This window comes from Marisediminicola sp. LYQ134 (assembly GCF_046599635.1).
Taxonomy (GTDB): domain Bacteria; phylum Actinomycetota; class Actinomycetes; order Actinomycetales; family Microbacteriaceae; genus Marisediminicola.
This window is the reverse complement of sequence record NZ_JBKIWP010000003.1, coordinates 107,829-132,269: the sequence shown is the minus strand read 5'-3', so window position 1 is coordinate 132,269 and position 24,441 is coordinate 107,829. Positions and strand designations below refer to the sequence as shown.

Annotated in this window: 28 protein-coding genes and 1 tRNA gene; 14 read left to right on the top strand and 15 right to left on the bottom strand. The window is 67.8% G+C overall.

Annotated elements, in window-relative coordinates; all coding sequences use genetic code 11:
* Window positions 1-3: 3 nt before the first annotated feature.
* Together ispD and ACLHIH_RS13820 are read right to left on the bottom strand one after the other, a co-directional pair.
* A complete protein-coding gene (ispD, locus tag ACLHIH_RS13825) occupies window positions 4-1,170 on the bottom strand; it encodes a 2-C-methyl-D-erythritol 4-phosphate cytidylyltransferase (RefSeq protein WP_411317426.1) in 1,167 nt (388 codons plus the stop codon).
* Between the two features lie 48 nt (window positions 1,171-1,218).
* Entirely contained in the window at window positions 1,219-1,701 is a 483-nt protein-coding gene (locus ACLHIH_RS13820; RefSeq protein WP_411317425.1) for a CarD family transcriptional regulator, read from the bottom strand.
* 100 nt (window positions 1,702-1,801) lie between these two features.
* Here ACLHIH_RS13820 and ACLHIH_RS13815 point away from each other — a divergent pair, with 100 nt between their 5' ends.
* Window positions 1,802-2,320 (top strand): hypothetical protein, encoded by a 519-nt coding sequence (locus tag ACLHIH_RS13815; protein ID WP_411317424.1) that lies wholly within the window; start codon window positions 1,802-1,804, stop codon window positions 2,318-2,320.
* A gap of 35 nt (window positions 2,321-2,355) precedes the next feature.
* Here ACLHIH_RS13815 and ACLHIH_RS13810 read toward each other — a convergent pair whose 3' ends face one another.
* Together ACLHIH_RS13810 and ACLHIH_RS13805 are read right to left on the bottom strand one after the other, a co-directional pair.
* A complete protein-coding gene (locus ACLHIH_RS13810) occupies window positions 2,356-3,036 on the bottom strand; it encodes a response regulator (RefSeq protein WP_411317423.1) in 681 nt (226 codons plus the stop codon).
* Window positions 3,033-4,187, bottom strand: a complete 1,155-nt coding sequence (locus ACLHIH_RS13805; protein WP_411317422.1) for a sensor histidine kinase — start codon at window positions 4,185-4,187, stop codon at window positions 3,033-3,035. The genes ACLHIH_RS13810 and ACLHIH_RS13805 overlap by 4 nt, the downstream gene beginning before the upstream one ends.
* Before the next feature lie 168 nt (window positions 4,188-4,355).
* Here ACLHIH_RS13805 and phoU point away from each other — a divergent pair, with 168 nt between their 5' ends.
* Window positions 4,356-5,006: a phosphate signaling complex protein PhoU gene (gene phoU / locus ACLHIH_RS13800; protein ID WP_411317421.1), complete on the top strand. Its 651-nt coding sequence runs from the start codon at window positions 4,356-4,358 to the stop codon at window positions 5,004-5,006.
* An 87-nt stretch (window positions 5,007-5,093) separates the two neighbouring features.
* Here the strand turns inward: phoU and ACLHIH_RS13795 are convergent, their stop codons facing one another.
* Entirely contained in the window at window positions 5,094-5,837 is a 744-nt protein-coding gene (locus tag ACLHIH_RS13795) for a phosphoglyceromutase (protein ID WP_411317420.1), read from the bottom strand.
* A gap of 123 nt (window positions 5,838-5,960) precedes the next feature.
* Here ACLHIH_RS13795 and ACLHIH_RS13790 point away from each other — a divergent pair, with 123 nt between their 5' ends.
* Window positions 5,961-6,752, top strand: coding sequence for a class I SAM-dependent methyltransferase (locus tag ACLHIH_RS13790; protein WP_411317419.1), 792 nt, complete (start codon window positions 5,961-5,963; stop codon window positions 6,750-6,752).
* A gap of 58 nt (window positions 6,753-6,810) precedes the next feature.
* Here ACLHIH_RS13790 and ACLHIH_RS13785 read toward each other — a convergent pair whose 3' ends face one another.
* From ACLHIH_RS13785 to ACLHIH_RS13770, 4 genes are all read right to left on the bottom strand, one after another.
* Complete coding sequence (locus ACLHIH_RS13785; RefSeq protein ID WP_411317418.1) at window positions 6,811-7,911, bottom strand: FUSC family protein; 1,101 nt, start codon at window positions 7,909-7,911, stop codon at window positions 6,811-6,813.
* 2 nt (window positions 7,912-7,913) lie between these two features.
* Window positions 7,914-8,996 carry a YgfZ/GcvT domain-containing protein gene (locus ACLHIH_RS13780; RefSeq protein WP_411317417.1) on the bottom strand — a complete coding sequence of 361 codons (1,083 nt, stop codon included), beginning with the start codon at window positions 8,994-8,996 and terminating at the stop codon, window positions 7,914-7,916.
* Window positions 8,986-9,609 carry an FABP family protein gene (locus ACLHIH_RS13775; RefSeq protein WP_411317416.1) on the bottom strand — a complete coding sequence of 208 codons (624 nt, stop codon included), beginning with the start codon at window positions 9,607-9,609 and terminating at the stop codon, window positions 8,986-8,988. Before ACLHIH_RS13775 ends, ACLHIH_RS13780 begins: the two co-directional genes overlap by 11 nt.
* 166 nt (window positions 9,610-9,775) lie before the next feature.
* Window positions 9,776-10,030, bottom strand: a complete 255-nt coding sequence (locus tag ACLHIH_RS13770; RefSeq protein ID WP_411317415.1) for a hypothetical protein — start codon at window positions 10,028-10,030, stop codon at window positions 9,776-9,778.
* 100 nt (window positions 10,031-10,130) lie between these two features.
* Here ACLHIH_RS13770 and ACLHIH_RS13765 point away from each other — a divergent pair, with 100 nt between their 5' ends.
* The 8 genes from ACLHIH_RS13765 (at window position 10,131) to pstB (ending at window position 19,151) form a co-directional block, all read left to right on the top strand.
* On the top strand, window positions 10,131-10,820 hold the full coding sequence (locus ACLHIH_RS13765; RefSeq protein ID WP_411317414.1) for a DNA-binding response regulator: 690 nt from the start codon (window positions 10,131-10,133) through the stop codon (window positions 10,818-10,820).
* Complete coding sequence (mshD, locus tag ACLHIH_RS13760; RefSeq protein ID WP_411317413.1) at window positions 10,801-11,751, top strand: mycothiol synthase; 951 nt, start codon at window positions 10,801-10,803, stop codon at window positions 11,749-11,751. Before ACLHIH_RS13765 ends, mshD begins: the two co-directional genes overlap by 20 nt.
* A gap of 56 nt (window positions 11,752-11,807) precedes the next feature.
* Complete coding sequence (locus ACLHIH_RS13755) at window positions 11,808-13,988, top strand: RNA degradosome polyphosphate kinase (protein WP_411317412.1); 2,181 nt, start codon at window positions 11,808-11,810, stop codon at window positions 13,986-13,988.
* Window positions 13,988-14,929: an NUDIX hydrolase gene (locus ACLHIH_RS13750; protein WP_411317411.1), complete on the top strand. Its 942-nt coding sequence runs from the start codon at window positions 13,988-13,990 to the stop codon at window positions 14,927-14,929. The genes ACLHIH_RS13755 and ACLHIH_RS13750 overlap by 1 nt, the downstream gene beginning before the upstream one ends.
* Before the next feature lie 152 nt (window positions 14,930-15,081).
* Complete coding sequence (locus tag ACLHIH_RS13745) at window positions 15,082-16,176, top strand: phosphate ABC transporter substrate-binding protein PstS (protein ID WP_411317410.1); 1,095 nt, start codon at window positions 15,082-15,084, stop codon at window positions 16,174-16,176.
* A gap of 127 nt (window positions 16,177-16,303) precedes the next feature.
* Window positions 16,304-17,260 carry a phosphate ABC transporter permease subunit PstC gene (pstC, locus tag ACLHIH_RS13740; protein ID WP_411317409.1) on the top strand — a complete coding sequence of 319 codons (957 nt, stop codon included), beginning with the start codon at window positions 16,304-16,306 and terminating at the stop codon, window positions 17,258-17,260.
* Between the two features lie 8 nt (window positions 17,261-17,268).
* A complete protein-coding gene (pstA, locus tag ACLHIH_RS13735; RefSeq protein ID WP_411317487.1) occupies window positions 17,269-18,363 on the top strand; it encodes a phosphate ABC transporter permease PstA in 1,095 nt (364 codons plus the stop codon).
* Between the two features lie 8 nt (window positions 18,364-18,371).
* Window positions 18,372-19,151 carry a phosphate ABC transporter ATP-binding protein PstB gene (gene pstB / locus ACLHIH_RS13730; RefSeq protein WP_411317408.1) on the top strand — a complete coding sequence of 260 codons (780 nt, stop codon included), beginning with the start codon at window positions 18,372-18,374 and terminating at the stop codon, window positions 19,149-19,151.
* A 122-nt stretch (window positions 19,152-19,273) separates the two neighbouring features.
* Here pstB and ACLHIH_RS13725 read toward each other — a convergent pair whose 3' ends face one another.
* The 3 genes from ACLHIH_RS13725 to ACLHIH_RS13715 all read right to left on the bottom strand — a co-directional run bounded on the left by ACLHIH_RS13725 (window position 19,274) and on the right by ACLHIH_RS13715 (window position 21,678).
* Window positions 19,274-20,143, bottom strand: coding sequence for an anti-sigma factor domain-containing protein (locus ACLHIH_RS13725; protein WP_411317407.1), 870 nt, complete (start codon window positions 20,141-20,143; stop codon window positions 19,274-19,276).
* Window positions 20,140-20,745: a sigma-70 family RNA polymerase sigma factor gene (locus ACLHIH_RS13720; RefSeq protein WP_411317486.1), complete on the bottom strand. Its 606-nt coding sequence runs from the start codon at window positions 20,743-20,745 to the stop codon at window positions 20,140-20,142. The genes ACLHIH_RS13725 and ACLHIH_RS13720 overlap by 4 nt, the downstream gene beginning before the upstream one ends.
* Before the next feature lie 303 nt (window positions 20,746-21,048).
* Window positions 21,049-21,678 carry a DNA-directed RNA polymerase subunit beta gene (locus ACLHIH_RS13715; RefSeq protein ID WP_411317406.1) on the bottom strand — a complete coding sequence of 210 codons (630 nt, stop codon included), beginning with the start codon at window positions 21,676-21,678 and terminating at the stop codon, window positions 21,049-21,051.
* An 89-nt stretch (window positions 21,679-21,767) separates the two neighbouring features.
* On the opposite strand from ACLHIH_RS13715, the gene ACLHIH_RS13710 reads away from it, so the two are divergent.
* The 3 genes from ACLHIH_RS13710 (at window position 21,768) to ACLHIH_RS13700 (ending at window position 22,382) form a co-directional block, all read left to right on the top strand.
* Window positions 21,768-21,840, top strand: a tRNA-Lys gene (locus ACLHIH_RS13710).
* Between the two features lie 76 nt (window positions 21,841-21,916).
* A complete protein-coding gene (locus ACLHIH_RS13705) occupies window positions 21,917-22,108 on the top strand; it encodes a hypothetical protein (RefSeq protein WP_411317405.1) in 192 nt (63 codons plus the stop codon).
* Between the two features lie 103 nt (window positions 22,109-22,211).
* Window positions 22,212-22,382 carry a CsbD family protein gene (locus ACLHIH_RS13700; protein WP_411317404.1) on the top strand — a complete coding sequence of 57 codons (171 nt, stop codon included), beginning with the start codon at window positions 22,212-22,214 and terminating at the stop codon, window positions 22,380-22,382.
* 117 nt (window positions 22,383-22,499) lie between these two features.
* Here the strand turns inward: ACLHIH_RS13700 and ACLHIH_RS13695 are convergent, their stop codons facing one another.
* The 3 genes from ACLHIH_RS13695 to ACLHIH_RS13685 form a co-directional block, all read right to left on the bottom strand.
* Complete coding sequence (locus ACLHIH_RS13695) at window positions 22,500-22,676, bottom strand: hypothetical protein (protein ID WP_411317403.1); 177 nt, start codon at window positions 22,674-22,676, stop codon at window positions 22,500-22,502.
* A complete protein-coding gene (locus ACLHIH_RS13690; RefSeq protein ID WP_411317402.1) occupies window positions 22,673-23,125 on the bottom strand; it encodes a pilus assembly protein CpaE in 453 nt (150 codons plus the stop codon). The genes ACLHIH_RS13695 and ACLHIH_RS13690 overlap by 4 nt, the downstream gene beginning before the upstream one ends.
* A gap of 95 nt (window positions 23,126-23,220) precedes the next feature.
* Window positions 23,221-24,336: a VIT1/CCC1 transporter family protein gene (locus tag ACLHIH_RS13685; protein WP_411317401.1), complete on the bottom strand. Its 1,116-nt coding sequence runs from the start codon at window positions 24,334-24,336 to the stop codon at window positions 23,221-23,223.
* Window positions 24,337-24,441 lie beyond the last annotated feature (105 nt).

Here is a 24,441-nt window from a genome sequence, read left to right as displayed (position 1 = left end):
AGCTTAACGACTGCGTTCGAGCAGCACCGTCGCGACGGCGGCGACGCCCTCGGCGCGACCGGTGAACCCGAGGCCGTCGGTCGTGGTGGCGGAGACGCTCACGGGTGCTCCCACGAGTGCGGAGAGGAGCGTCTGCATCTCGTCGCGGCGCGGCGCGAGCTTCGGGGCCCGGGCCACGACCTGCACGGCGACGTTCGCGATCGTGAATCCCGCGTCGGTCACGAGCCGCACGGTCTCGCGGAGGAAGACGTCGCCGTGTGCCCCCGAGAATCGCGCGTCGGACGTGCCGAATCGTCCGCCGATGTCACCGAGACCGGCGGCGGAGAGGAGCGCGTCGCACATCGCGTGGCTCACGGCGTCACCGTCGCTGTGCCCCGCGAGGCCCCGCTCGCCCGGCCAGTACAGTCCGCCGAGCCACAGCGGGCTCTCGTCGTCGTAGGCGTGCACGTCGATGCCGATGCCGGTGACGACGGATGGCGCGCGCTGCGCTCCGGCATCGCGAGCGAGTTGCTGGGCGCGCCCGAGGTCCCACGGCGTCGTGATCTTGAAGGCGAGGGCGTCGCCCGCGACCGTCGTGACCCGGCCCCCCGCAGCGGCGAAGAGCGACGCGTCGTCGGTGTGCTCGACGGTCGCGCTCGCGTAGGCCTCGGCGAGGGCGTCGCGGGGAAATCCCTGAGGTGTCTGCACCGCGACGAGGGAGGCGCGATCCGGTGTCTCAATGACGGCGCCGGTCGAATCGGTGCGCTTGATGGTGTCGGTCACCGGGAGCGCGGGGATGACTCCGCCTCCCGTATGGCGCACCGCCGCCGCGACGGCCTCGAACTGCGCCGTCGGGGTGAACGCTCGAGCGCAATCGTGCACGAGCACGATGTCGACGTCGTCGGGCAACGCGCCGAGCCCCGCGAGCACCGACGTCTGACGAGAGGCCCCGCCGACCACGACGCTCAGGTGTTCGTGCGCGGCGCCCGCGGCCTCCGCGCACGCCAATCTGGTCTCGTCGAGGTGCGTCGGTGGAGCGACGACGACGACACGCACCGGCTGCGTGAGCGCGAAGACGGCGTCGAGCGAGCGCGCGAGGATACTGCGGCCCGCGAGGTCGACGAGAGCCTTGGGGCGGCCCTCGCCCAAGCGAGTCCCGCTGCCCGCGGCCACGACGATGACACCGATCATGATTGTGCGCCGATCACGGCCACACGAGCCGATCGGGAGCTGGCTCCGCTAGGACGCCAGCACCTCGTCGAGGACCGTCGAGGCCTTCTCTTCGTCGGTCTTCTCGGCTAGCGCGAGCTCGGAGATGAGGATCTGCCGCGCCTTCGCGAGCATCCGCTTCTCTCCGGCCGAGAGGCCGCGGTCCTGATCGCGGCGCCACAGGTCGCGAACGACCTCCGAGACCTTGATGACATCGCCCGACGCGAGCTTCTCGAGGTTCGCCTTGTAGCGACGCGACCAGTTGGTCGGCTCCTCGGTGAACGGTGCCCGCAAGACCTCGAAGACCTTGTCCAGGCCCTCACGGCCGATGACATCGCGCACGCCGACCAGATCGACGTTGTCGGCTGGCACCTCGATCGTCAGGTCACCCTGAGTCACGTTGAGCTTGAGATACATCTTCTCTTCGCCCTTGATGGTGCGGATTTTGACTTCGGTGATAGTTGCGGCACCGTGGTGGGGATATACGACGGTTTCGCCGACCTCAAAAAGCATTGATGGAACTCCATTCTGCGGCGCTCAGTTTACCACAGCGTTTTCTCAGTAAGGGTGGCCTTACTCAGTCGTCGCCCATCGCGCAAAGTAAGGTGGACTCGTGAGAAGACGCGCGACATCCATCGTCCTGGCCGCTACCGCCGCCCTGGCCCTGAGCGGCTGCACCTTCACCGCCGTGCAGGCGACCCAGAAGGTCTACGACCCGAGCGACGGCGTGGGCGCGACCGTCGGCTCCGTGCGGGTGCTCAATACGATGCTCCTCACGGATGACGGTGAGACCGGCAACCTCGTCACGAGCTTCGTCAACACGGGCCAGCAGAACGTCGCGATGTCCGTGTCATGGGAGGGCCCGAACGGCCGCGTCGACCGCAACGTCTACATCCCCGCCGGCACGGTCCGCGACCTCGGAACCGGGGGCAACCAGTTTCTCCTCCGCGGCATCGACGCCGAACTCGGCGGGCTCTTCCCGGTCTACTTCCAGTACGACGACAGCGCCGAAGAGCTGCGGGTTCCCGTGCTCGACGGCGACCGCCCGGAATACGCCGACCTCGTGCCGACGACGGACGACGACACCGCCGACGACGACACGGGGACCGCGGAGACCACTGAGTCCGAGTGACCGGCCGCCCGTAGTCCGGGCGGCGCGCGTGCGAGCTACGCCTCGAAGCGGTATCCGAGCCCTCGCACCGTCACGAGCATGACGGGTTCGCTCGGCACTTTCTCGATCTTCGAGCGGATGCGCTTGATGTGCACGTCGAGCGTCTTGGTGTCGCCGAAGTAGTCGGCCCCCCACACCCGGTCGATGAGCTGGCCGCGCGTAAGCACCCGACCGGCGTTGCGCAGCAGAAGCTCGAGGAGCTCGAACTCCTTGAGCGGCATCGCGATCTCTTTGCCGTCGACCGCGACGGTGTGGCGCTCGAGGTCCATGCGCACGTCGCCGGCCTCGAGTGTGCCGTCGGGCTCGTCGTCGAGATCGGTGCGGCGACGCAGCACTGCGCGGATGCGCGCGAGCAGCTCTCGCGTCGAGTACGGCTTCGTGACGTAATCGTCGGCTCCGAGTTCGAGCCCCACGACGATGTCGACCTCGCTGTCTTTCGCCGTGAGCATGATGATCGGCACCGTCGAGCGCGTGCGGATCTCGCGGCACACCTCGGTGCCCGAGACACCGGGCAGCATGAGGTCGAGGAGCACGAGGTCGGCCCCGTTGCGCTCGAACTCGTCGAGCGCCTTGCGACCGTCTTTCGCGATCGTCGTCTCGTAGCCCTCGCGCTCGAGAAGGAAAGCGAGGGGCTCGCTGAGTGAGGATTCGTCTTCGACGATGAGGATGCGGGTCATAGCGTTTCTCCTGATGCTGTCGCAGCGGGCCGCGCTGCTTCGGGGAGTCGGATCGTGAAGGTCGAGCCGCGACCGACCTGAGACCACACCCGCACGTCGCCACCGTGATTCTGCGCGACGTGCTTGACGATACTCAAGCCGAGCCCGGTGCCCCCGGTTCGGCGGGAGCGAGCGGGATCCGTGCGGAAGAAGCGCTCGAAGACGCGGTCGAGTTCGTCTTCGGGGATGCCGACGCCCTGGTCGGTCACGGCGATCTCGACGAGGCCGTCGACCGTGCGCACCCCCACGCCGATGCGGGAATTCTTCGGGGAGTACTGCACGGCGTTGACGATGAGATTGTGCAGCGCGGTCACGAGGAGGGTCTCGTCTCCGTAGACTTCCGCTCCCGTCGGTGTTCCCGTGCGCACCGTGATCTTGGCGTCGTCGGCCGCGACCCGCGACTGGTCGACCGCGTGGGCGACGACCGAGTCGATCGACACGACCTCGGGCGCCGTGAGCGGATCGGCGGACTGCAGCCTCGAGAGCTCGATGATCTCCTGCGTGATGCGCGCGAGCCTGTTGGCCTCTTTTGTGAGGCGCTTGGCGAACCTCTTGACCTGGTCTGGCTCTTTCGCCGCAGCCTGGAGGGCCTCGGCGAGAAGTCCGACGGCGCCGATCGGGGTCTTGAGTTCGTGGCTGATGTTCGCGATGAAGTCGCGACGCACGGCGTCGAGCCTGTGCGACTCCGTGCGGTCTTCGGCGAGGAGGATGACGTGGCGGGCGCCGAGTCGCGCCACGCGCACCGAGAGCACGATCGTCGTCTCTCCCGACGGACCGCGCGACAGCTCGATCTCGTCGCTGATCGACTCGCCCGAGCGACGCACGCGATCGACGATGTCGAGCAGCTCGGGGTGCACGATCGACTGGTTCCACACGAGCCCGTAGGTCAGTGCCCCCGTCGACGCCTTGACGACGATGTTCGACGGGTCGATGACGACCGCGGCCGACTCGAGAGTGTCGATGACGGCATCCACCCCGTCGGGCACCGCCGAGTTGATGACCCGGTGCGCGCGTTCGCCTCGGAGGGCCGCGAAGTGCAGCAGGGTCACGATGCCCGCCCCGACGACCAACCCGAAGATCAGCGACGCAGGCACCAACCAAACGGGGTCCATGCATCCAGATTAGTTACTCGCCGACGGCTCGCCGTCAGCGGGGGACCCTCGCACCCGGGTACTTTGGAATCTGTTCAGCCATCCACCACCGGTTGTTAACCTGGTGCGACGAAGCTGAATGGACCTGTGTGGGAACATCCACGCTGCAGTGAAAGGGATGTCACGACCATGCGCGAAGTCTTCCAGCAGGAATTGCGAGAGGTTCAGGACCGTCTCGTCGAGATGGCCGAATTCGTCGAGAACGCCATCGAGAACGCCACGCGGGCGTTCAACGAGTCGGATGTCTCGCTCGCCGAGCTCGTCATCGCCGACGACCGCAAGATCGACAGCGCCGCTCTCGCGCTCGACGAGCTCGCGATCAACATCCTCGCCCGCCAGCAGCCGGTCGCGCGTGACCTGCGCATCGTCGTGAGCGCCCTGCGCATCAGCGCCTCGCTCGAGCGCATGGGCGACCTGTCGGAGCACATCGCCCAGCTCGCCCGCTACCGCTTTCCCGAGAAGGTCGTTCCGTCGAGCCTGCGCGAGACGTTCCACGAGCTCGGCGTTCTCGACGTCGCCATCGCCAAGAAGCTCACCGAGCTCCTCCGCACCGAAGACCTCAAGCTCGCCGAGGAGATCCGAAACGACGACGACCGCATCGACGAGCTGCACGTCGGCGTCTTCGACGCCGTGCTCGGCGAGACCTGGAAGGGTGCCGCCGTCGACACCGTCGATTCGACCCTCGCGAGCCGCTACCACGAGCGTTTCGCGGATCACGCCGTGACCATCGCGAAGAACATCCAGTACCTCGCGACCGGTGAATTCAGCGCGACTGCGTAGCACCACCCACGAACACACGAAAGCGCTGCGAGCTCAGGCCCGCAGCGCTTTCGCGTTGCCTGCCCCGGATACGGCCGGGGCGCAGCCCTACTTCTTGCCCTGGGCCGCGACGGCCGCCGCACCCGCCGCGGCGGCTTCGGGGTCGAGGTAGCGCGCGGGCCTCGTCGGCGCGAACGAGTCGTCGAGCTCGTAGACGAGCGGGATGCCGGTCGGGATGTTGAGCTCGGCGATGTCGCCGTCGGAGATGCCGTCGAGATGCTTGACGAGCGCGCGCAGCGAGTTGCCGTGCGCCGTCACGAGAACGGTCTTGTCGTCGGCGAGGTCGGGGATGATGTCGGACTCCCAATACGGCAGCATGCGCTCGATCACGAGGGCGAGAGACTCGGTGCGCGGAACACCGTCACCGAGGTCGGCGTATCGCGGGTCGTGCACTTGCGAGTACTCGTCGTCGGCGTCGAGCTCGGGCGGCGGCACGTCGAACGACCGGCGCCAGGTCTGGAACTGCTCGGCTCCGTATTCGGCGAGCGTCTGCGCCTTGTCTTTGCCCTGCAGGGCACCGTAGTGACGCTCGTTGAGTCGCCACGAACGCCGCACGTCGATCCAGTCACGGTCGGCGACCTCGAGCGCGATGTTGGCGGTCTGGATGGCCCGCTTGAGACGCGAGGTGTGCTGCACGTCGGGGAGGATTCCCGACGAGAGCAGGAGCTCGCCCGCGCGCTTGCCTTCTGCTCGCCCCTGGTCGGTGAGGGGCACATCCACCCACCCCGTGAAGAGGTTCTTCTGGTTCCACAGGGAGTTGCCGTGACGCAAGAGAATGAGGGTATGGGTCATGCTCCCAGCCTATCGAGAGGCGTCGCGCCCGCAGGAATCGGATGCCTCGCCCGTCGAGGCCGACGAGCCCGACAAGCCCGCCGCGAGCGCCGCGGGCAGCGCTGAGTCACGAGAGAATCGACTATGCCTATCGGTTCCGTCACACGCGGCACGACGGGGACCAACAGGCTCAGGCGCGTCGACCGCTGGATCGAAGCGAGCGCCGTCGTGCGGGCGATCGAGAGGCCCCTCGTGGTCGACCTCGGTTTCGGCGCGTCGGCTACGACGACACTCGAACTGCATCGACGGCTCGCCCGCTCGCATCCGCTCGTGAGGGTCGTCGGAGTCGAGATCGATCCGGCGCGCGTCGAGGTCGCGAAGCGGTCGGAGCGCCCCGGGGTCACCTTCAGGGTCGGAGGTTTCGAGGTCGCGCTGCCGGGAGGCGAGAGACCCGACGTGATCCGCGCGTTCAATGTCTTGAGGCAGTACGACGAAGCCGACGTGCTCCCCCAGTGGCGGCGGATGTCGGCGAGGCTCGCCCCCGCCGGCATCGTCGTCGAGGGCACGTGCGACGAGATCGGCCGCGTCTCGAGCTGGGTCGCGATCGGCGCGGAGGGCCCGCGCACCCTCACGGTGAGTCTGCGCGTGAGCGGACTCGAGACGCCCTCGATCGTGGCGGAACGACTGCCGAAAGCCCTCATCCACCGCAACGTCGCGGGCGAACGCATCCACGCCCTCCTCGAGGATCTCGACCGCGCGTGGTCGGTCGCAGCGAACCTCTCGCCGTGGGGTCCCACCCAGCGTTGGATCGCGACCGTGGATGCCCTCGAGTCGGCGGGATGGCCCGTGCGCGACGCCCGGTCGCGCTCGCGCCTCGGCGAAGTGACCGTCGATTGGCACGCGGTCGCCCCGGCGGGATTCCGCTGGGCACCCTGACCGCGCGACGTGGTGGACGCTGCCGACTCGTCGGGCCGCCGAGTCTCGCGCCCGATCGTCAGACGTCGGGGAGACACTCCCGCGCTTCGGCCGAACTGAGGCCGCTCGCGACGAGCACATCGACGACGAGGGGGCGCAAGAGCAAGACGATGACCGCCTCGGTCATCTCCGAATCGGGGAGCTCGCTTCCGGGAGACAACCGCTCGCCCACGGCCGTGAGCACGACGCGAGACGCCTCGGGGTCGGACTCGAGCAAACGGATGCCCTCGCGAACCTCGTTCATGAGCTCGGCCAGTTGCGGCCGGGGCGCCCCGTCGCGCACGAGAAAGTCGACGCGGCGAGTGATGATCCGCAAGTGACGCGTCGCGAGGTCGAGACCGGCGAGCTGGCGGGAGTGCCGCGAAAGTTCGGGGAGGTGGCGCCGCAGGAACGGCGAGATCGTGGCGATGCCGATCGCCGACTCGAGCGACTCCGACCAGGCGTCGACGAGTTCCTGCGTGCGGCGCAACCGTGTGAGGGCGAGGTCTGCCGCAGGCTCGTCGCCGCGCTCGAGCGCCGTCACGACGGTCTGCAGCGACTCGTCGATCGTCGCGAACAAGCGCCGGCTGTCGCGCTGGGCCGCGCGCCGGGGGTCGCGCGGGATGAGCGCCGTCACGAGTAGGGCGAGCACTCCCCCGACGAGGCCGTCGACGCTGCGGACGAAGACCCCGCCGTCGGGAGCGGGGAGCACGACGACGAGCATCGACTGCACCGCGGCGGCGATCGCGAACGAGGCGCTCGGCGAGAAGAAGCGGGCGACGAGCAGAGTCGTGGCCAAGACGAGGGCGAGCTGCCAGATTCCCGAGCCGGTGAGCACGACGATCGCCTCGCTCAGGGTGATGCCCACGAGGATGCCCACGATCGTCTCGAGCACGCGCCGGGGCCGAGCGTCTCGCGTGAACCCGAGGGCGGTGATCGTGACGGTCACCGCGACGATCGGCAGCTCGTGGCCGAGCAGGAACCGCGCGACGGCATACGCCGCGGTGGCCGCGACCGTGATCTGGAGCACGGCGGGGATCGACGCCGTGAGCCTGCGGGCCCTCTGGGTCAGTTCGATCCGACGGCGGATCGACCTTTCGAACCGGCGCATCGCCGACGGGTCGGGTGCGGGTGTCGACACGGTCAGCGCCGCACGGCACCCAGGCGGGGCAAGCGCGCCACGTCGGCGACAGCGCCGGCATCGGTCGGCACGATGGTCTCCTGAGCCGCGGCGACCTCGGTTCCCTTCGAGAGCACCCGGAGCGCCGCCGAGGCGTCGGTCGTGCGCTTGATGACGGCGAGCGCGATCGGCCCGAGTTCGAAGTGCTGTGCCGCCGCGGTCACGTGACCGACCACGACGTCGCCGAGGAGAACGTCGTCGCCCGCGATCGGGAGCACGTCGTCGGACCCGTCGAGGTGCAGCATGACGAGTCGGCGCGGGGGGTGACCGAGGTTGTGGACTTTGGCCACCGTCTCCTGCCCCCGGTAGCAACCCTTGTTCAGGTGCACGGCCGTGCGCAGCCAATCGAGTTCGTGCGGGATCGACTTCTCGTCGACCTCGGTGTCGCGCGCGGGCCGCCACGCGGCGATGCGCAGCGCCTCGTAGGCGAGGAGGCCCGCGAGGGGATACCCCGCGGCGATCTCGGCGAGCCGTTCACGCTCGACGATCTGCTCCGTCCACTGCCAGTCGAGGGCCGGATGCTCGGCTTCCGCGGCGTACTGGTAGCCGCCGGGCGACACGGCAGACCACGGGTCACGCCAGTCGAGTGGCACGCCGTGCGGCGTCGCGGCCGTCGCGATCCCCGCACGCGAGCCGATCGCGGCGAAGTCGGCCGAGCGATCGGCGACCTCGACCCGGAGCATGAACCTCATCCGGTCGAGCCAGGCGACGAGACCGGGGGCCGACGCCGCGTCGACGAGCATCCACAGCGTGTCACCGTCGTCGATGAGACCGGCCGCGTATTCGAGGCGACCGTTCTGGTCGAGCACGAGGGTTTCGCTCGATTCCCCGGGGGCGAGCCGCGCGACGGACTGGCTCGTGATCGAGTCGATCCACGTGAGTCGGTCGGGCCCCGACACGGTCACGATCGCGCGGTGGGAGAGGTCGACGATCGCGTCGCCCGCGGCGAGCGCGCGCTGCTCGCGGAACGGGTCGCCGTAGTGCGCGGCGACCCCGAGGTCGCCCGCTTCGACCGCTCCCGGCCGCGCGAGGAACTCACTCGACACGAGCGAGCCTCCCCGACGCGTGCGTGCGCAACTCGAGGCCGAGGGCGGCGATGTCCCACGCCCAGAGCAGGTGGTTCTCGACGAGACCGTAGAGCCGCGTGGATGCCGCGTGGTTCTTGGAGTTCGCCGACCGCAACACGGCGTCGGTCGACAGGTCGATCCGCGCTCCCTTGACCTGGCCGACGTAGAGCTCGCTCACCCCGCCCGGGTGCACGAGGGAGACCTCGATGTCGAAACCTCCCGCGGCGTTGCGCAGGGTTTCGACGGAGTCGGTCGTCGCGAACGGCCGCGCCCCGACACCCGGAAGGAGGCCGGGACCGGGGTCGCCGTCGGTCGCGGGGCGGCTCAGCCGCCAGTATCCGGTCTCCGTCGCGAGGGGCATCGACTCGGTAGCCGAATCACTGCCCACGGCAGGGTCGATGAGCCACGTGTACGAGGTGTAGTTGAGGTGGGGCAGCCCGTCGTGGCTGAAGCTCACGCGGTGGCCGAACTCGTAGTTGCGCGTCTCGTCGTCGCCGACGTCGTAGCCGACGACGCCCGTTCCTTCCCACACTCCGATGAGCCAGGAGAGAGGCACGAGCTCCGAGGGGAGCCCGGAGTCGAGCTCGATCATGAGTGCGTTCCGAACGGTGATGTCACCGGGTCAGCTCTGGCCCTTGTAGAGGTTGTAGACCACGAGAACGGAGATGTAACCGATCGCGAGAGTCGCCAGCACGAGAAGGCCGACGAAGAAGAGTTCGATCGCGAGCAGCATGTCCATAATCCTATCCTCCCCCTCTTCAGATGAGCGTCAAGACGACGGTCGCGATGGCGAGCAGAACGATCGAGCCGCCCACGGTCGCCATGATGCGGGTGACGAGGCCCTCCTTCTGCACGAGGGCGATCTGCAGGCAGAAAGTCAGGATGATCGCGGCCGCGAGGAGGATCGTCACGAAGTCGATCTGCGCCGCCGGCTCGACGAGAACGCCGATGAGCACCGCCCCCACGACGACGACGGTCCACACCGGGAGGGCGGACTTCACGAGCAGAGACATGATCCGATTCTGCCTCACCTCGCTGAGCGCGTCGTGCCGCACGGCGCGGACGGCGGCGACGCTCCTTATAGACTTCAGTCCTGGCTCATCAGGAGGACGCGTGGCTCAGCTGCTGATTCTGACCCCCGCGGTCAACAGCGAGGTGCTTCCGGCACTCAGCCTGCTCAGTCACAAGACTCGGCAGATCCCCGCCGAGCCCGCTCAACTCATCAACGCGCCGAGCTGCGACCTCTTGCTCGTCGACGCGCGATACGACCTCGCGAGCGCCAAGTCGCTGTGCAAGATCCTCAAGACGACGGGCATCAACGTGCCTCTCATGCTCATCCTCACCGAGGGCGGGCTCACGGCGGTCAACGCCGAATGGGGGATCGACGACGTCATCCTCGAGACCGCGGGGCCCGCCGAAGTGGATGCGCGCATCCGGCTCGTCGTCGCTCGTCAGACGAACGACCCCAACTCGGGAAAGATCCAGGCCTCGGGTGTCGTCATCGACGAGGCGAGCTACTCGGCCAAGGTGCACGGTCGCCCGCTCGACCTCACGTTCAAAGAGTTCGAGCTCCTGCGGTTTCTCGCGACGCACCCCTCTCGCGTGTTCACGCGCGAACAGCTCTTGAGCGAGGTGTGGGGCTACGACTACTTCGGCGGCACGCGCACGGTCGACGTGCACGTGCGTCGGCTCCGGGCGAAGCTCGGCGACCTCGAGTCGCTCATCGGAACCGTGCGCAACGTCGGTTACCGCTTCAACCTGCACGAAGACGACTCGGAGCTCCGTGGCCAATCCACCCGCTGAGTCGCTCGACGTCCGGAGCCCCTTCGAGATCATCGATCCTCGGAATGCCGACGACGTGCGATCGGTTCTCGCCCTCGCGGCGCGGGCGGCGGATGTCGACGGCCAACCGCCGTTCTCCGACCAGACCCTCATCGATGCGCGCTCGGGCGCGCGCACCCTCGTCGCGGAGAGGTCGGTCGAGACGGGGGAGATCGCCTCGGTCGCGGCGGTCTCGATCGCCGCGGCCTCGCCCGCTTCTTCGCCCGGCGACGCCGCACCCGCCGAAGCGGAGGCCGTCGTCGACCCCGACGAGCGGCGCCGGGGGCACGGCGCGAGGCTCCTCGACGAGGTTCTGCGAGTCACCGATCACGACGCGCTCCTCTGGGCCCACGGCGATCACCCCGGGGCCCGCGCCCTCGCCCGGTCGCGCGGACTCGCTGTGACTCGTGAGCTCCTCCAGCTGAGACTCGACCCCGTCGAGCAGAACGGCACGGCCGCAGACGTGCGCTCCTTCCGGGTCGACGTCGACGACTCCGAGTGGCTCGCCGTCAACGCCGCCGCCTTCGCGTCGCACCCCGAGCAAGGCAAGCTCACGCAAGCCGACCTCGACGCGAGGATCGCCGAGCCGTGGTTCGATGCCGACGACTTCCTCGTGGCGCGCGACGACGGCGGCGCGATGATCGGCTTCTGCTGGCTCAAGACCGTCGACGGGATCGGCGAGTTCTACGCCGTCGGCGTCGCTCCCGAGGCCCAGGGCAGCGGACTCGGTCGCCGACTCGTCGAGAGCGGGCTCGCGAGACTCGTCGCCCGCGGCATCCGCACCTCGAGCCTCTACGTCGACGGAGACAACGTCGCCGCCGTCTCGCTCTACCGCTCGGTCGGTTTCGTCGATCACACGATCGACGTGCAGTACGCGCCGACCCCGACGCCCCCGCTCCACGCCGCGGGTTAAGGCTCCGTTCACCGATCGCGACGATGCGCACCGACCCCTGGTGGCATCATGGGGTCATGGATAGCGAGACCTATGTCGGCGATGCCGTCGGAGCCGACCTGATCGACGACGATTACGACGACGAGTCGACGTGGTCGGATGACGGCAGCCTCCCAGCCGATCGCTACCTCGACCGCGAGCTCAGCTGGCTCGCGTTCAACACGCGCGTGCTCGAGCTCGCCGAAGACCCCGCGCTCCCGCTGCTCGAGCGCGCGAACTTCCTCGCGATCTTCGCGAGCAACCTCGACGAGTTCTTCATGGTGCGCGTCGCCGGACTCAAGCGCCGCATCGTCACGGGCCTCGCGGTGCCGACGAACGTGGGCCGCGCACCGAGCGACGTGCTCGCGCACATCGCGCGCACGGCGCACGACCTGCAGTCGCGTCACGCGGCCGCCTTCACCGACCTCGTGAAGCCGGCGCTCTCCGAGGCAGACATCCACATCGAGTCGTGGAACGACCTCGACGCGGCTGACCGGGTGCGACTCGAAGAGATCTTCTCGACTCAGATCTTCCCCGTGCTCATGCCTCTCGCGGTCGACCCCGCGCACCCGTTCCCCTACATCTCGGGTCTCTCACTCAACCTCGCCGTGCGCATCCGTCACCCCAAGAGCGGCAACACCGAGTTCGCCAGACTCAAGGTTCCGTCGATGCTCCCCCGATTCGTGCCCCTCCCCGACGACGGATCGGGATCGATGCGGTTCATCCCGCTCGAAGACCTCATCTCGAACCACCTCGGTCACCTCTTCCCCGGCATGGAGGTGCTCGACCACCACGAGTTCCGGGTCACGCGCAACGAAGACGTCGTGCTCGAAGAAGACGAGTCCGAGAACCTCATCCAGACTCTCGAGCGCGAACTGCTGCGTCGACGGTTCGGTCCGCCCATCCGCCTCGAGATCACCGACGACATGGATCCCGTGACCCTCGACCTCCTCGTGCGCGAGCTCGGCATCACCGAGCAGGAGGTATACCGCCTCCCCGCTCCCCTCGACCTCGGCGGTCTGTTCGACATCACCAAGATCGACCGCCCGCACCTCAAGTACCGCAAGCACGTGCCCACGACCGCGGCGCAGCTCATGCCCACCGAGCCCAACGCGAAACCCGACATCTTCGGGTCGATCGCCCGGCAAGACGTGCTCCTGCACCACCCGTACGAGTCGTTCGCCACGAGTGTGCAGGCCTTCCTCGAGCAAGCCGCGGCCGACCCCAACGTGCTCGCGATCAAGCAGACCCTCTACCGCACGAGCGGCGACTCCCCCATCGTCGAGGCGCTCATCGACGCGGCCGAATCGGGCAAGCAAGTGCTCGCGCTCGTGGAGATCAAGGCGCGCTTCGACGAGCAAGCGAACATCACGTGGGCGCGCAAGCTCGAGAAGGCCGGCGTGCACGTGGTCTACGGCCTCGTCGGGCTCAAGACGCACTGCAAGCTCGCGCTCGTCGTGCGACAGGAAGCCGACGGTCGACTGCGGCACTACAGCCACATCGGCACGGGAAACTACAACCCCAAGACGTCGCGCATCTATGAGGACCTCGGTCTCCTGACCGCCGACGACACTGTCGGCAAAGACCTCACGCGGCTCTTCAACGAGCTCTCGGGTTACGCCATCGAGCGCAAATTCAAGAGACTCCTCGTCGCCCCCCTCCACTTGCGCAAGGGGCTCATCAAGCACATCAACACCGAGACCGCCAACGCCAAGCGCGGTCTTCCGTCGGGTATCCGGATCAAACTCAACTCGATCGTCGACGAGGCGATCATCGACGCCCTCTACCGCGCGAGCGCCGCGGGGGTTCCCGTCGAGCTCGTCGTGCGCGGCATCTGTGTGCTGCGCCCTGGCGTCGAGGGGTTGAGCGAGAACATCACCGTGCGCTCGGTGCTCGGTCGCTACCTCGAGCACTCGCGCGTCTTCTCGTTCGTCAACAATGACGACCCCCAGGTCTACATCGGCAGCGCCGACATGATGCACCGCAACCTGGACCGCCGCATCGAGGCTCTCGTGAGGCTCACGAGCAGCGAGCACATCAGGCAGATCCACAACCTCTTCGAGCTCGCCACCGCCCCCGACACCGCGTGCTGGACGCTCTCGGGTGACGGAACCTGGACGCCGCACACCGCCGGCCCCGACGACAAGCCCCTCCGTGACATGCAGAACGTCATGATGAGACGCATCGCTCAGCGCAAACGCGGCGGGGTTCTGCGGTAATGCCGCCGACGATGTCGACGGTCGTCGCCGCCGGAACGGTGTGCTGGCGCGAGCGCAACGGCACCGTGCTCGTTCTCGTGATCCGACGCGACGAGCACGAGGATGTCTCCTTTCCGAAAGGCAAGGTCGAAGCGCGCGAGACTCTGCCCGAGACCGCCGTGCGCGAGACGCGCGAAGAGACCGGGCTCGCGGTGACCCTCGGTGCCTCGCTCGGGTCGATCGAGTACCCCCTCCCCGGCGGGCGGGGAAAAGTCGTTCACTTCTGGGCGGCCGAGGTGACGGATGCGGCGCGCAAAGCCTCGGACTTCACTCCGAACACCGAGGTCGCCTCGATCGAGTGGCTCCCCCTCGCCGCCGCACGGAGCACCCTCACCTACGACCACGATCGCGGCGTGCTCGACGGGCTCGCCGCACGCATCGAGCGCAACACCGCCCGCACCTTCGCGATCATGGCGCTCCGCCACGGCAAAGCCGTGCCCGCGAGCACCTGGCGAGGCCCCGACGCCTCCCGCCCGCTCGAACCGCTCGGCCACGACCAGGCCGCGAGCATCGCGAGAGCGGTCGCGAGCTTCGGGCCCCGCAAACTCGTGAGCAGCACGGCGGCGCGCTGCCTCGCGACGATCGAGCCCGTCTCGACCCTCACGGGGCTCGAGGTCAAAGCGACCGCGGCCATCAGCCAAGACGCCCACGAGGATGGCGACGCGAACGTCGAGCGCGTCATCGACAAGAGGCTCGCACGCGCCGTGTCGGCCGTCCTGTGCAGCCACGGGCCGGTTCTGCCGGACATCCTCGACCGGGTGGGCGCCGCGACAGGCGCGATCGGACGTCGCGCTCTCCGTCACGCCTCCATGCTCGACACGGGCGACGTCGCCGTCGTGCACGTGTCGACGTCGCAGCCGCACTCGATCGTGTCGGTCGAGACATACTCACCCGCGCTCTGAGCGCGCGGAGACCCCCGGAGGATCGTCGACCATTCGACGTCTGTTCACCGTCCGTTCACCGAAGCGGACGAGCCTGGACACGCGGGGTGACTACCGTCGGATCTCGGGTCAGCACCGGCCCGCACCCAGCAATCACCCCCGAAGGGAACACTGTGAAGTTCAATCGTCTTGGCCGCGCGGCCGTCATCGCCGCCGCGGGCGCGATTCTCCTCTCCTCTTGCGCTGCGAACGAGGGCGGCACGACCGACTCCGACTCGGGCAGCGAATCCAGCCTCACCGGCACGCTCGTCGGCGCTGGCGCATCATCGCAGCAGGCCGCACAGCAGGCCTGGACCGCTGGCTTCCAGGAAGCCAACAGCGACGTGACCGTCGAGTACGACCCCTCGGGTTCGGGCGCAGGCCGCGACACGTTCATCGCCGGCGGAAGCTCGTTCGCGGGCTCCGACGCCGCGTTCGACGACGAGGCCCTCGAAGCCGACGAGTTCGGTTCGTGCGTCCCCGGAACGGGAATCATCGAGATCCCCGCCTACATCTCGCCGATCGCCGTCATCTTCAACCTCGACGGCATCGAGACCCTCAACATGGACTCCGCGACCATCGCGGGGATCTTCACCGACGAGATCACGACCTGGAACGACCCGGCCATCGCCGAGCTGAACGAGGGCGTCGACCTTCCCGACACCGCCATCACCGCGGTGCACCGCGCGGACGAGTCGGGAACCACCGAGAACTTCGCCGAGTACCTCAGCGCGACCGCACCCGACGTGTGGGACGCCGAGGTCAGCGGTGACTGGCCCTACGGTGGCGAAGCCGCCAACCAGACCTCGGGTGTCGTCGACACCGTGACGAACGGAACCGGAACCATCGGTTACGCCGACGCCTCGCAGGCCGGCGACCTCGGAACCGTCGCCGTGCAGGTGGGCGACGAGTTCGTCGAGTACTCCGCCGAGGCCGCTGCCGCCATCGTCGACGCCTCGCCGTTCGTCGAGGGTCGCGAGGACGGCGACCTCGCCATCGAGCTCGACCGCGAGTCGACCGAGGCGGGCGTCTACCCGATCGTTCTCATCAGCTACCTCATCGCGTGCAACGAGTACGAAGATGCCGAAGCCGCTGAGCTCGTTCAGGCGTACCTCAGCTACATCATCAGCGACGAGGGCCAGCAGGTCGGAGCGGATGCCGCCGGTATCGCACCGATCTCGGAGAACCTCTTCGAGCTCGCCACCACCGCAGTAGACAACATCCAGTAACACGCACCACCCCGGGTCCGCTCGGCAGAGCGCGGATGACCATCCGCCTCCGCCGAGCGGGCCCAGCCCCGTGCGGGGCAACCCCCCAGTCCTCCTCCGAGACCCCGACACGAGGGACACAGACGACATGAGTTCTCCAGCCAGCGCGACAGCTCCGGCGCGAGTGAAGCCCAAGCAGCGACCGGGCGACCGGGTATTCGCCGGAAGCGCCCTCACCGCCGGCTCGCTCATCCTCGCGATCCTCGCCGCCGTTGCCGCGTTCCTCCTGCTGCAGAGCACCGAGGTCTTCACGACCCCCAACGAGGACATCCAGATCCTCGGCGGGCAATCGTTCTGGTCCTACGTCGGCCCCCTCGTCTTCGGAACCCTCTGGGCCTCGGCCCTCGCGCTCCTCATGGCTGTCCCCATCGCCATCGGCATCGCGCTCTTCATCTCGCACTACGCTCCGCGGCGCCTCGCCCAGGGCCTCGGCTACATCATCGACCTGCTCGCCGCCGTGCCGTCGATCGTCTTCGGCCTCTGGGGCGCGACCGTGCTCGCCCCCGCGGTGCAGCCCTTCTACTCGTGGCTCGTCGAGAACTTCGGGTGGTTCCCGCTCTTCACCGGGCCCGTGTCGGGCACCGGCCGCACCATCCTCACCGCGGGCGTCGTTCTCGCGGTCATGATCCTCCCGATCATCACGGCCCTCTCGCGCGAAGTGTTCCTGCAGACACCGGTCCTTCACGAAGAGGCGGCTCTCGCCCTCGGCGCCACCCGCTGGGAGATGATCCGGATGACGGTGCTCCCGTTCGGCCGCCCCGGCGTCATCTCGGCCGCCATGCTCGGCCTCGGTCGCGCCCTCGGAGAGACGATCGCCGTCGCCGTCGTGCTCTCCGCGGCCGGCACGGTGACCTTCGCCCTGCTGACCTCGCAGAACCCCGGAACGATCGCCGCCAACATCGCGCTGAGCTTCGCCGAGGCCTACGGGGTCAACGTCAACGTGCTCATCGCGACCGGTCTCGTGCTCTTCGCGATCACCCTCATCGTCAACTCGCTCGCTCGATACATCGTCAGCCGTCGTAGCGCTTTCTCAGGAGCAAACTAATGACCCAGATGCCGACGATGATCCGGCCCGACTCCGCAGACAAGCCCATCACCAACACCTACGCCTCGGGACGCCTCGGGCGCTGGACCCCGCTCTTCCTGCTCGGGGGCGCTGCGGCCGTGTCGATCGGCGTGTTCTCGCTCATGCAGGTCGCGGGCACGACCGAGGAGTTCAACATCTCGGGAGCCGTGCTCCTGACCCTCGTGGTCTACGCCATCGCCGTCTACGTCGCCTCGAGGCTCATCGAGGGTGCTCGCCGCGCCGTCGACCGGCTCGTGACAACGCTCGTCGCGACGGCATTCATCATCGCCCTCCTGCCGCTCATCTCGGTCATGTTCACCGTGCTGACGAGAGGGTCGGCACGGTTCGACGTCCAGTTCTTCAGCGAGTCGATGCGCAACGTCGTCGGCGAGGGCGGCGGAGGACTGCACGCGATCGTCGGAACCCTCCTCATGACCGGAGCGGCGACCCTCATCTCCGTGCCGATCGGTCTGCTCGCGGCCATCTACCTCGTCGAGTACGGCCGCGGACACCTCGCTCGCGCGATCACCTTCTTCGTCGACGTCATGACCGGCATCCCCTCGATCGTCGCGGGGCTCTTCGCCTACGCGGTGTTCGCGATCATCTTCGGGCCCGGCATCAAGCTCGGCATCGCGGGAGCCGTTGCGCTCTCCGTGCTCATGATCCCGGTCGTCGTGCGCTCGTCGGAGGAGATGCTGCGGCTCGTTCCCAACGAGCTGCGCGAGGCCGCGTTCGCTCTCGGGGTGCCGAGGTGGCTGACCATTCTCAAGGTCGTCCTGCCGACATCCATCGCGGGAATCACGACGGGTGTCATGCTCGCCATCGCGCGAGTGATCGGTGAGACCGCCCCGCTGCTCGTCGCCGCGGGCTTCACCAACAACATGAACTACGACCTCACCGACGGCCGCATGCAGAGCCTCCCCGTGTTCGTCTACTCGTCGTACGTGAGCCAGGGCATCGACGCCCAATCGGCCCTCGACCGTGCCTGGGCGGGAGCGCTGACACTCATCGTCATCGTCATGCTGCTCAACCTTCTCGCCCGAATCATCGCCCGCATCTTCGCGCCCAAGCTGGGCCGGTAAGGATACAGATGTCAAAACGCATCGAAGTCAACAATCTCGACGTCTACTACAGCAAGTTCAAGGCCGTCGAAGGTGTGAGCCTCTCGATCGAACCCCGCACCGTCACGGCCTTCATCGGGCCGAGCGGGTGCGGCAAGTCGACCTTCATCCGCACGCTCAACCGCATGCACGAGGTCATCCCCGGGGCCTACGTCGACGGTGAAGTGCTCATCGACGGCAACAACCTCTACGGCGCCGGCGTGGACCCCGTGCTCGTGCGCCGCCAGGTCGGCATGGTCTTCCAGCGTCCGAACCCGTTCCCGACGATGTCGATCCGCGACAACGTGCTCGCGGGCGTCAAGCTCAACAACCGCCGCATCTCGAAGTCCGACGCCGACGACCTCGTCGAGAAGTCGCTTCGCGGAGCGAACCTGTGGAACGAGGTCAAGGACCGCCTCGCCCTGCCGGGATCGGGCATCTCGGGTGGACAGCAGCAGCGACTGTGTATCGCTCGTGCGATCGCGGTCTCCCCCGAGGTCATCCTCATGGACGAGCCGTGCTCGGCCCTCGACCCCATCTCGACCCTCGCGATCGAGGACCTCATCGAGGAGCTCAAGAAGGAGTACACGATCGTGATCGTGACTCACAACATGCAGCAGGCGAGCCGAGTGTCAGACCGCACCGCGTTCTTCAACATCGCGGGCACCGGCAAGCCGGGCAAGCTCATCGAGTACGACGACACCACGACGATCTTCTCGAACCCGAGCGTTCAGGCGACCGAGGACTACGTCTCGGGCAAGTTCGGTTGATCACCTGATCAGCGCGTCGCGCACGACGAAGGGCCCCGGACGATCCGTCCGGGGCCCTTCGTTCGATCTCACTGCGGCACTCTCCCGACTAGCAAGCTCGCGCCGTCAGAACGGATCGCGGCTCAGACGTCTCCGACGACGAGGATCGGATCGGTCGTCGGGGACTCGGATCCGCCCCGCGGCTCAACCGTGATGCCGACCGTCGCCGTGGATGCCTTCGTTCCATCGAGAACGCGCCAGGTCGGGCCCGCATCGACCGCCGTGAACGTGCCGGCGGGCGCCGCCGTGCCTTCGGCGTCGATGTACCAGAGCTGGTAGACGAGTTGGGCGTCGAGCTGGGGAAGAGAATCGATGACCACCGCCGAGAGCTGCGCGTCATCGGACGACAACACTTTGGCGACGCCACCCCCGGCGACCTCGGCGACCGCCTGCTCGAGGTCGGGGGCGCCCGTGAGCTCAGCGAGTTGCTCCGCTTGAGCGAGTTCGGTGTCGGCGGGGGCGAAGAGGGGCCCCGCGAGGGCTCCTCCCGCGAAGATGGCGACCGCGGCGGCGGCCGAGAGCATCAGGGTCGCGGGCTTGCGATACCAGCGAGCCGCGGCTTTCGCCTCGGCGGGCGACTGCCGTCGCTCGGAACCCGGGCGCTCCGAACCGGAGCGCTCGGCAGCGAGGGAGTCGATGCCGCGCTGCTGGGCGATGGTCGGGGCCACCGTGTCGTCGAGGTCGCTCGTCGGCGCCGTAGGAGCCTGTGGGAGCGGCGGCAGCTGGGCGGTGGAGCCGAGCTGCGCCATGAGCCGCGCCTTGAGGTCGACGGGAGGTGCGACGGGGGCGGCCGCGAGGCCGAGCATCACTGCGGTGTCGGTCAATTCAGCCACCTCCGTTCGTGCTTCTTCGGATCGGGCGAGATACGCCTCGAATTCTTGTTTCTCTTCTTCTGTCACAGCGTCGAGGGCGTAGGCACCCGCAAGCAGGTGCATGTCATCGCGTTCGGTCACGATGCCACCCCCAATTCGTCACGCAGTCTGATCATTCCGTCACGCAATCGGGTCTTGACCGTGCCGATCGGGATGCTGAGCATCGACGCGACCTCACTGTGGCTGTAGCCGCCGTAGTAGGCGAGGGTCACCGCCTGGCGCTGCAGTTCGGTCAATCGCGTCATGGCCTTCTTGACCCGTTCGTGCTCGATCGTTATCTCGACGGCTTCGGATACGTGGTCGTATTCCGGAGCGATGTCGCGGATGCCGATCTTGGTGTCGCGGTCGCGTCCGGACTGCGATGATCGGATTCGATCGACCGCGCGTCGGTGCGCCATCGTGAGAATCCACGTCGACGCTCCCCCGCGCGATGCGTCGAAACGCGATGCGGTTTGCCAGATCTCCAGGAAGACCTCTTGAGCTACTTCTTCCGACTGCGCGTGATCGATGAGCAATCGGCGGATGAGCCCGAGCACTCGCGGTGCGATGTCGTCGTACAGTTCGCCGAAGGCCGTCTGATCACCGGCGGCCACCCGGCTGAGGAGGTCTTCGCGAGACGTCACGGGACGCGAAGGCTCGACGCCCTCGCTCGACTCACTCGCACTGACCACGCGCTCCAGCATGTCAAACATTCGACACACTCGCGCACCACCACGTCGAGACACCCGGTCGCCGGGGCGATGAGTGTCGTCGGGGGATGGTCACACTGAGAGTTCGCAGCGTCAGCCCGAACGGTTTGGTCCGGTTGACCGGAAGTCGCGGCGAGGAGTCCGCGGAACCGGGAATCTTCGGAGAGTCGGTGAGGCCGGACCGCAGAACGCCTCTCGGCGTGAGGCCGCTCGGAGCGGCGAATATTGGAGCCCGGGGTTACTGCGGCCCGACCGTGGCCCGAAGGCCGAGATCCAGTCTACGCGCTCCTCGCCGGGTCAATCCAACGAGCCTGTACGCCACAAGCGAGCACACGCGGCGAGCTCGACGCTCGTGCGCGAGAGCCGCAGCGCCATGCGCGTGAGGTCGCTCGCGTGGTCGGGCTGGCTCAGGTCGGCGTCGTCGGCGTGGGATGTCGCACCCGCGGCCGTGATGCGGCAGAACGCCGCCGCGCGCTCGAGTGCGACCGCGAAGTCGCCGTCGAAGACGCCCCGCAGGATCGCATCGGCGAGGGTCATGATCTCGGCGGGGCCCGTCGGACTCGTCGCTCCCGCGACGACGGGGTCGATCGTCACCGAGATCTCCGAGCCTCGCTGGAACAGCAGGCTCGTCGACTCCGGGTTCTGCCTCACGAGCGTGCGCATGAGGTAGAGCCTCCACAGGGCTCCCGGCAGGCTGCGGGCGCTCGCGTGCGACCACAGCTCCGCGATCGCGTCGATGCCGTTCTCGTCGGCGAATGTCACGACCCGATCGAGGATGTCGGGGTCGGGGCTTTCGCGCACGCGCGACAGCAGGGCTCCCGCGGTCTCGTGCGCGATGCGACTCACGGTCGCGGGGTCGTCGCCTCCGACCATGCTCTCGAACTTCGAGCCCGAGAACTGTGTGGGCTTGTGGAACTCGTCAGTCATCGGGGCCACACTATGTCACCGGCACTGAGCGGAGGTACCTCCGTTTTGCCTGTAGATTTGTGTCCGTATGGACGCACGAGCGCCCATGGGGGCCTCTAGCTCAGTTGGTAGAGCATCGGACTTTTAATCCGCGGGTCGTCGGTTCGAGTCCGACGGGGCCCACCGCACCGCTGTCCGACGGACACCATGTCCAGGCTTCGTTCGGCTCGCCTCCAGAGTGGCCGGGTACGGTCGCCGCATGAGTCGAGAATCCGCGCGCCCGAAATACCGCGGACTCCTCCTCGGCATCCTCTTCGGGGTCGGCCTCGGCATTTCGGTCGGGCTCATCCTCGACGACGTGGCTCTCGGGATCATCGCGGGGCTCGGAACCGGTGTGATCATCGGGGCCGTCGTCGACATGGCGAAGCGCGGCGAGACCAAGCGGCACTGACTGCCCGCAGGACCGCCGATCGAGCATCGGGGAATCCTCAGACCCTCTCGGTACGATCGCCCCCGGTGATCACATCACCCGACGGAAAGAAAGAGGTGTAGCAATGGCAACTGAAGACAAAGCAGAAAACCATGGACAGAACCTTGCCGGTAAAGGCAAGGAAGCTCTCGGAAAGGTCACCGGCAACGAGTCCCTCGAAGCCGAAGGCAAGGCCGATCAGACCGGGGCGAACCTCAAGAACGCCGGCGAGAACGTGAAAGACGCGTTCAAGTAAAACGTCGAATCACGAAAGGCCCGGACCATCTTGCGATGATCCGGGCCTTTCGTCGGTTTCAGTGAGGCGGAGGCGACATCGTCGTCGCGACCCGCGTCGCGTCGGCTGGCGGTTTCGTCAGCTGCCGGCCTCGTCGTCCCCGTGGTCGACGGGGCTCACGTAGTCGCCTTTACCTTCGGTGGTGGCGGATGTCTCATCCGCCCCCTTCCCGTGGTCCACGGGATGCACGAAATCAGCCGCCTCGTCGTCGAGGCCGCCGTCGTGGTCGGTGTTGGTTCCGTCATGGTGTGTCATGGCGACCACGGTACGCCGTCGGGTTCGTCTTCGACAGTGCCGCCGTGCGACCGGTCCAGCAGATCGAGCAGCGCTCGACCGTAGGCGTCGGCCGCGTCGACCCCGACGAACGTCAGCGCCTCACCATCGATGACGACGTTGACCTCGAAGCGGCCGTTGGCCGCGGCGACGAGCGACCGGAACGTTCGAGCGAGCAGGAACCGCAACTGACCCTCGTGCGGAAGCCACAGGGTGTCGTCGAGCTCTATCGAATCGAGCGCCCACTCCGTCGTGCCGTTGAATCCCAGCACCGTTCCCGTCGGATAGTGGTGGGCCTCGACCGTCATCTCGCTCAACACGAAGACGTCACCGTCGGCTTCGGGCCTGTCGATGCGAAACGCGTCACCCGGCTCGGGGTGCCACGTCAGACCCGAATCCCGCAGGGCTCTGGCAAGCTCGGTCGCGATCATCCGCCATTATGCACACAGCACTCTGGAGGAGCATCCGGAGAGTCGGGGCATCTCGCAGAACACCCCAAGGCGCTTCCGGCGACGCGCCGGGCGAATCAGAGAACGGTCGCGCCGAAGAGCAGGCCGAGAACGTAGGTCGCTCCCGCCGCGCCGATGCCGATCGCGAGCTGACGCAGAGCTCGCGGGAGCGGAGCGGCACCCGAGAGCACTCCGACGACGGCTCCCGTGAGGAGGAGCGCGGCACCGACGAGCACCGCGGCGACGATCAGAGCCGCGATCCCCTCCACTCCGAAGAAGAAGGGGATGAGGGGGATGATCGCACCCGACGCGAAGAAGCAGAAGCTCGACGCCGCGGCGGACAATCCCGTGCCGACCTCCTCGTACGCCTGATCGCCCGAGTCGGCGTCGCGGAGGGAGTGGTCGGCGAGCATCGCGGCGGCGCGCGCCGCGGCAGCCTCAGGATTCATCCCCCTCGCGCGGTAGACGAGGGTCAGCTCGTTCGCGTCGACGTCGAGGTCGCGCACGGCCGACCCGGCTCCGGGATTCGGCACCGACGCCTCGAGGAGCTCGCGTTGCGATCGCACCGACACGTACTCCCCCGCCCCCATCGAGAGCGCACCGGCGAGAAGCCCCGAGATGCCCGTGAGCAGCACGGTCGCCGCGGGGAGTCCCGTCGCCGCGACACCTGCGACGAGGGCGAGATTGCTGACGAGTCCGTCGTTCGCCCCGAAGACTGCGGCACGGAAGGTTCCCGAGATGCGGCTCCGCCCACGAGCCGCGAGCCCGCGGACGACCTCCTCGTGGATGCGCTCGTCGGCGACCATGGCGGCCGTCGCGTCGCTGTCGTTGGCGTACGGCGAGCGCGCCTCCGCGCGCTGCGCGAGCGCGAGAACGAAGACCGACCCGAACCGCTTCGCGAAGAACCCGAGAACGCGCGTGCGCACATCACCACGGCGAGGCCTGCCGAGACGGTCGCCGAGGAGTTCGACCCAGTGCGCCTCGTGGCGCCCCTCCGCCTCGGCGAGCTCGAGCAGGATCGCGCGTTCCTCGCCCGAGCGACGACTCGCGAGATCGCGATAGACCGCGGCCTCCGCTCGCTCGTCGGCGAGGTATTTGCGCCAGCGCCTCACATCCGCTGCCTTGACGTCGGTTCGCGGCGGCTGCCCGCCGACCTCGCTCGCGCGAGGGGCGTTGCTGATCGGTTCAGACATGAAACCTCCGGCGAGAACTCGGTCGGGCGCGGATGCGGACGACTGTCCAGAATATCGAATGCGGCGAGACCGCGGCGGCTGCGACGGGCGGTCCCGGGAGGTGCC

Excerpts from the sequence above, each read along its gene's own strand:
- ispD (WP_411317426.1), bottom strand. The coding sequence starts at position 1,170 with ATGATCGGTGTCATCGTCGTGGCCGCGGGCAGCGGGACTCGCTTGGGC.
- ACLHIH_RS13820 (WP_411317425.1), bottom strand. The coding sequence starts at position 1,701 with ATGCTTTTTGAGGTCGGCGAAACCGTCGTATATCCCCACCACGGTGCC.
- ACLHIH_RS13810 (WP_411317423.1), bottom strand. The coding sequence starts at position 3,036 with ATGACCCGCATCCTCATCGTCGAAGACGAATCCTCACTCAGCGAGCCC.
- ACLHIH_RS13805 (WP_411317422.1), bottom strand. The coding sequence starts at position 4,187 with ATGGACCCCGTTTGGTTGGTGCCTGCGTCGCTGATCTTCGGGTTGGTC.
- phoU (WP_411317421.1), top strand. The coding sequence starts at position 4,356 with ATGCGCGAAGTCTTCCAGCAGGAATTGCGAGAGGTTCAGGACCGTCTC.
- ACLHIH_RS13795 (WP_411317420.1), bottom strand. The coding sequence starts at position 5,837 with ATGACCCATACCCTCATTCTCTTGCGTCACGGCAACTCCCTGTGGAAC.
- ACLHIH_RS13790 (WP_411317419.1), top strand. The coding sequence starts at position 5,961 with ATGCCTATCGGTTCCGTCACACGCGGCACGACGGGGACCAACAGGCTC.
- ACLHIH_RS13775 (WP_411317416.1), bottom strand. The coding sequence starts at position 9,609 with ATGATCGAGCTCGACTCCGGGCTCCCCTCGGAGCTCGTGCCTCTCTCC.
- ACLHIH_RS13770 (WP_411317415.1), bottom strand. The coding sequence starts at position 10,030 with ATGTCTCTGCTCGTGAAGTCCGCCCTCCCGGTGTGGACCGTCGTCGTC.
- ACLHIH_RS13755 (WP_411317412.1), top strand. The coding sequence starts at position 11,808 with ATGGATAGCGAGACCTATGTCGGCGATGCCGTCGGAGCCGACCTGATC.
- ACLHIH_RS13750 (WP_411317411.1), top strand. The coding sequence starts at position 13,988 with ATGCCGCCGACGATGTCGACGGTCGTCGCCGCCGGAACGGTGTGCTGG.
- pstC (WP_411317409.1), top strand. The coding sequence starts at position 16,304 with ATGAGTTCTCCAGCCAGCGCGACAGCTCCGGCGCGAGTGAAGCCCAAG.
- pstA (WP_411317487.1), top strand. The coding sequence starts at position 17,269 with ATGCCGACGATGATCCGGCCCGACTCCGCAGACAAGCCCATCACCAAC.
- pstB (WP_411317408.1), top strand. The coding sequence starts at position 18,372 with ATGTCAAAACGCATCGAAGTCAACAATCTCGACGTCTACTACAGCAAG.
- ACLHIH_RS13720 (WP_411317486.1), bottom strand. The coding sequence starts at position 20,745 with ATGCTGGAGCGCGTGGTCAGTGCGAGTGAGTCGAGCGAGGGCGTCGAG.
- ACLHIH_RS13715 (WP_411317406.1), bottom strand. The coding sequence starts at position 21,678 with ATGACTGACGAGTTCCACAAGCCCACACAGTTCTCGGGCTCGAAGTTC.
- ACLHIH_RS13705 (WP_411317405.1), top strand. The coding sequence starts at position 21,917 with ATGAGTCGAGAATCCGCGCGCCCGAAATACCGCGGACTCCTCCTCGGC.
- ACLHIH_RS13700 (WP_411317404.1), top strand. The coding sequence starts at position 22,212 with ATGGCAACTGAAGACAAAGCAGAAAACCATGGACAGAACCTTGCCGGT.
- ACLHIH_RS13695 (WP_411317403.1), bottom strand. The coding sequence starts at position 22,676 with ATGACACACCATGACGGAACCAACACCGACCACGACGGCGGCCTCGAC.
- ACLHIH_RS13690 (WP_411317402.1), bottom strand. The coding sequence starts at position 23,125 with ATGATCGCGACCGAGCTTGCCAGAGCCCTGCGGGATTCGGGTCTGACG.
- ACLHIH_RS13685 (WP_411317401.1), bottom strand. The coding sequence starts at position 24,336 with ATGTCTGAACCGATCAGCAACGCCCCTCGCGCGAGCGAGGTCGGCGGG.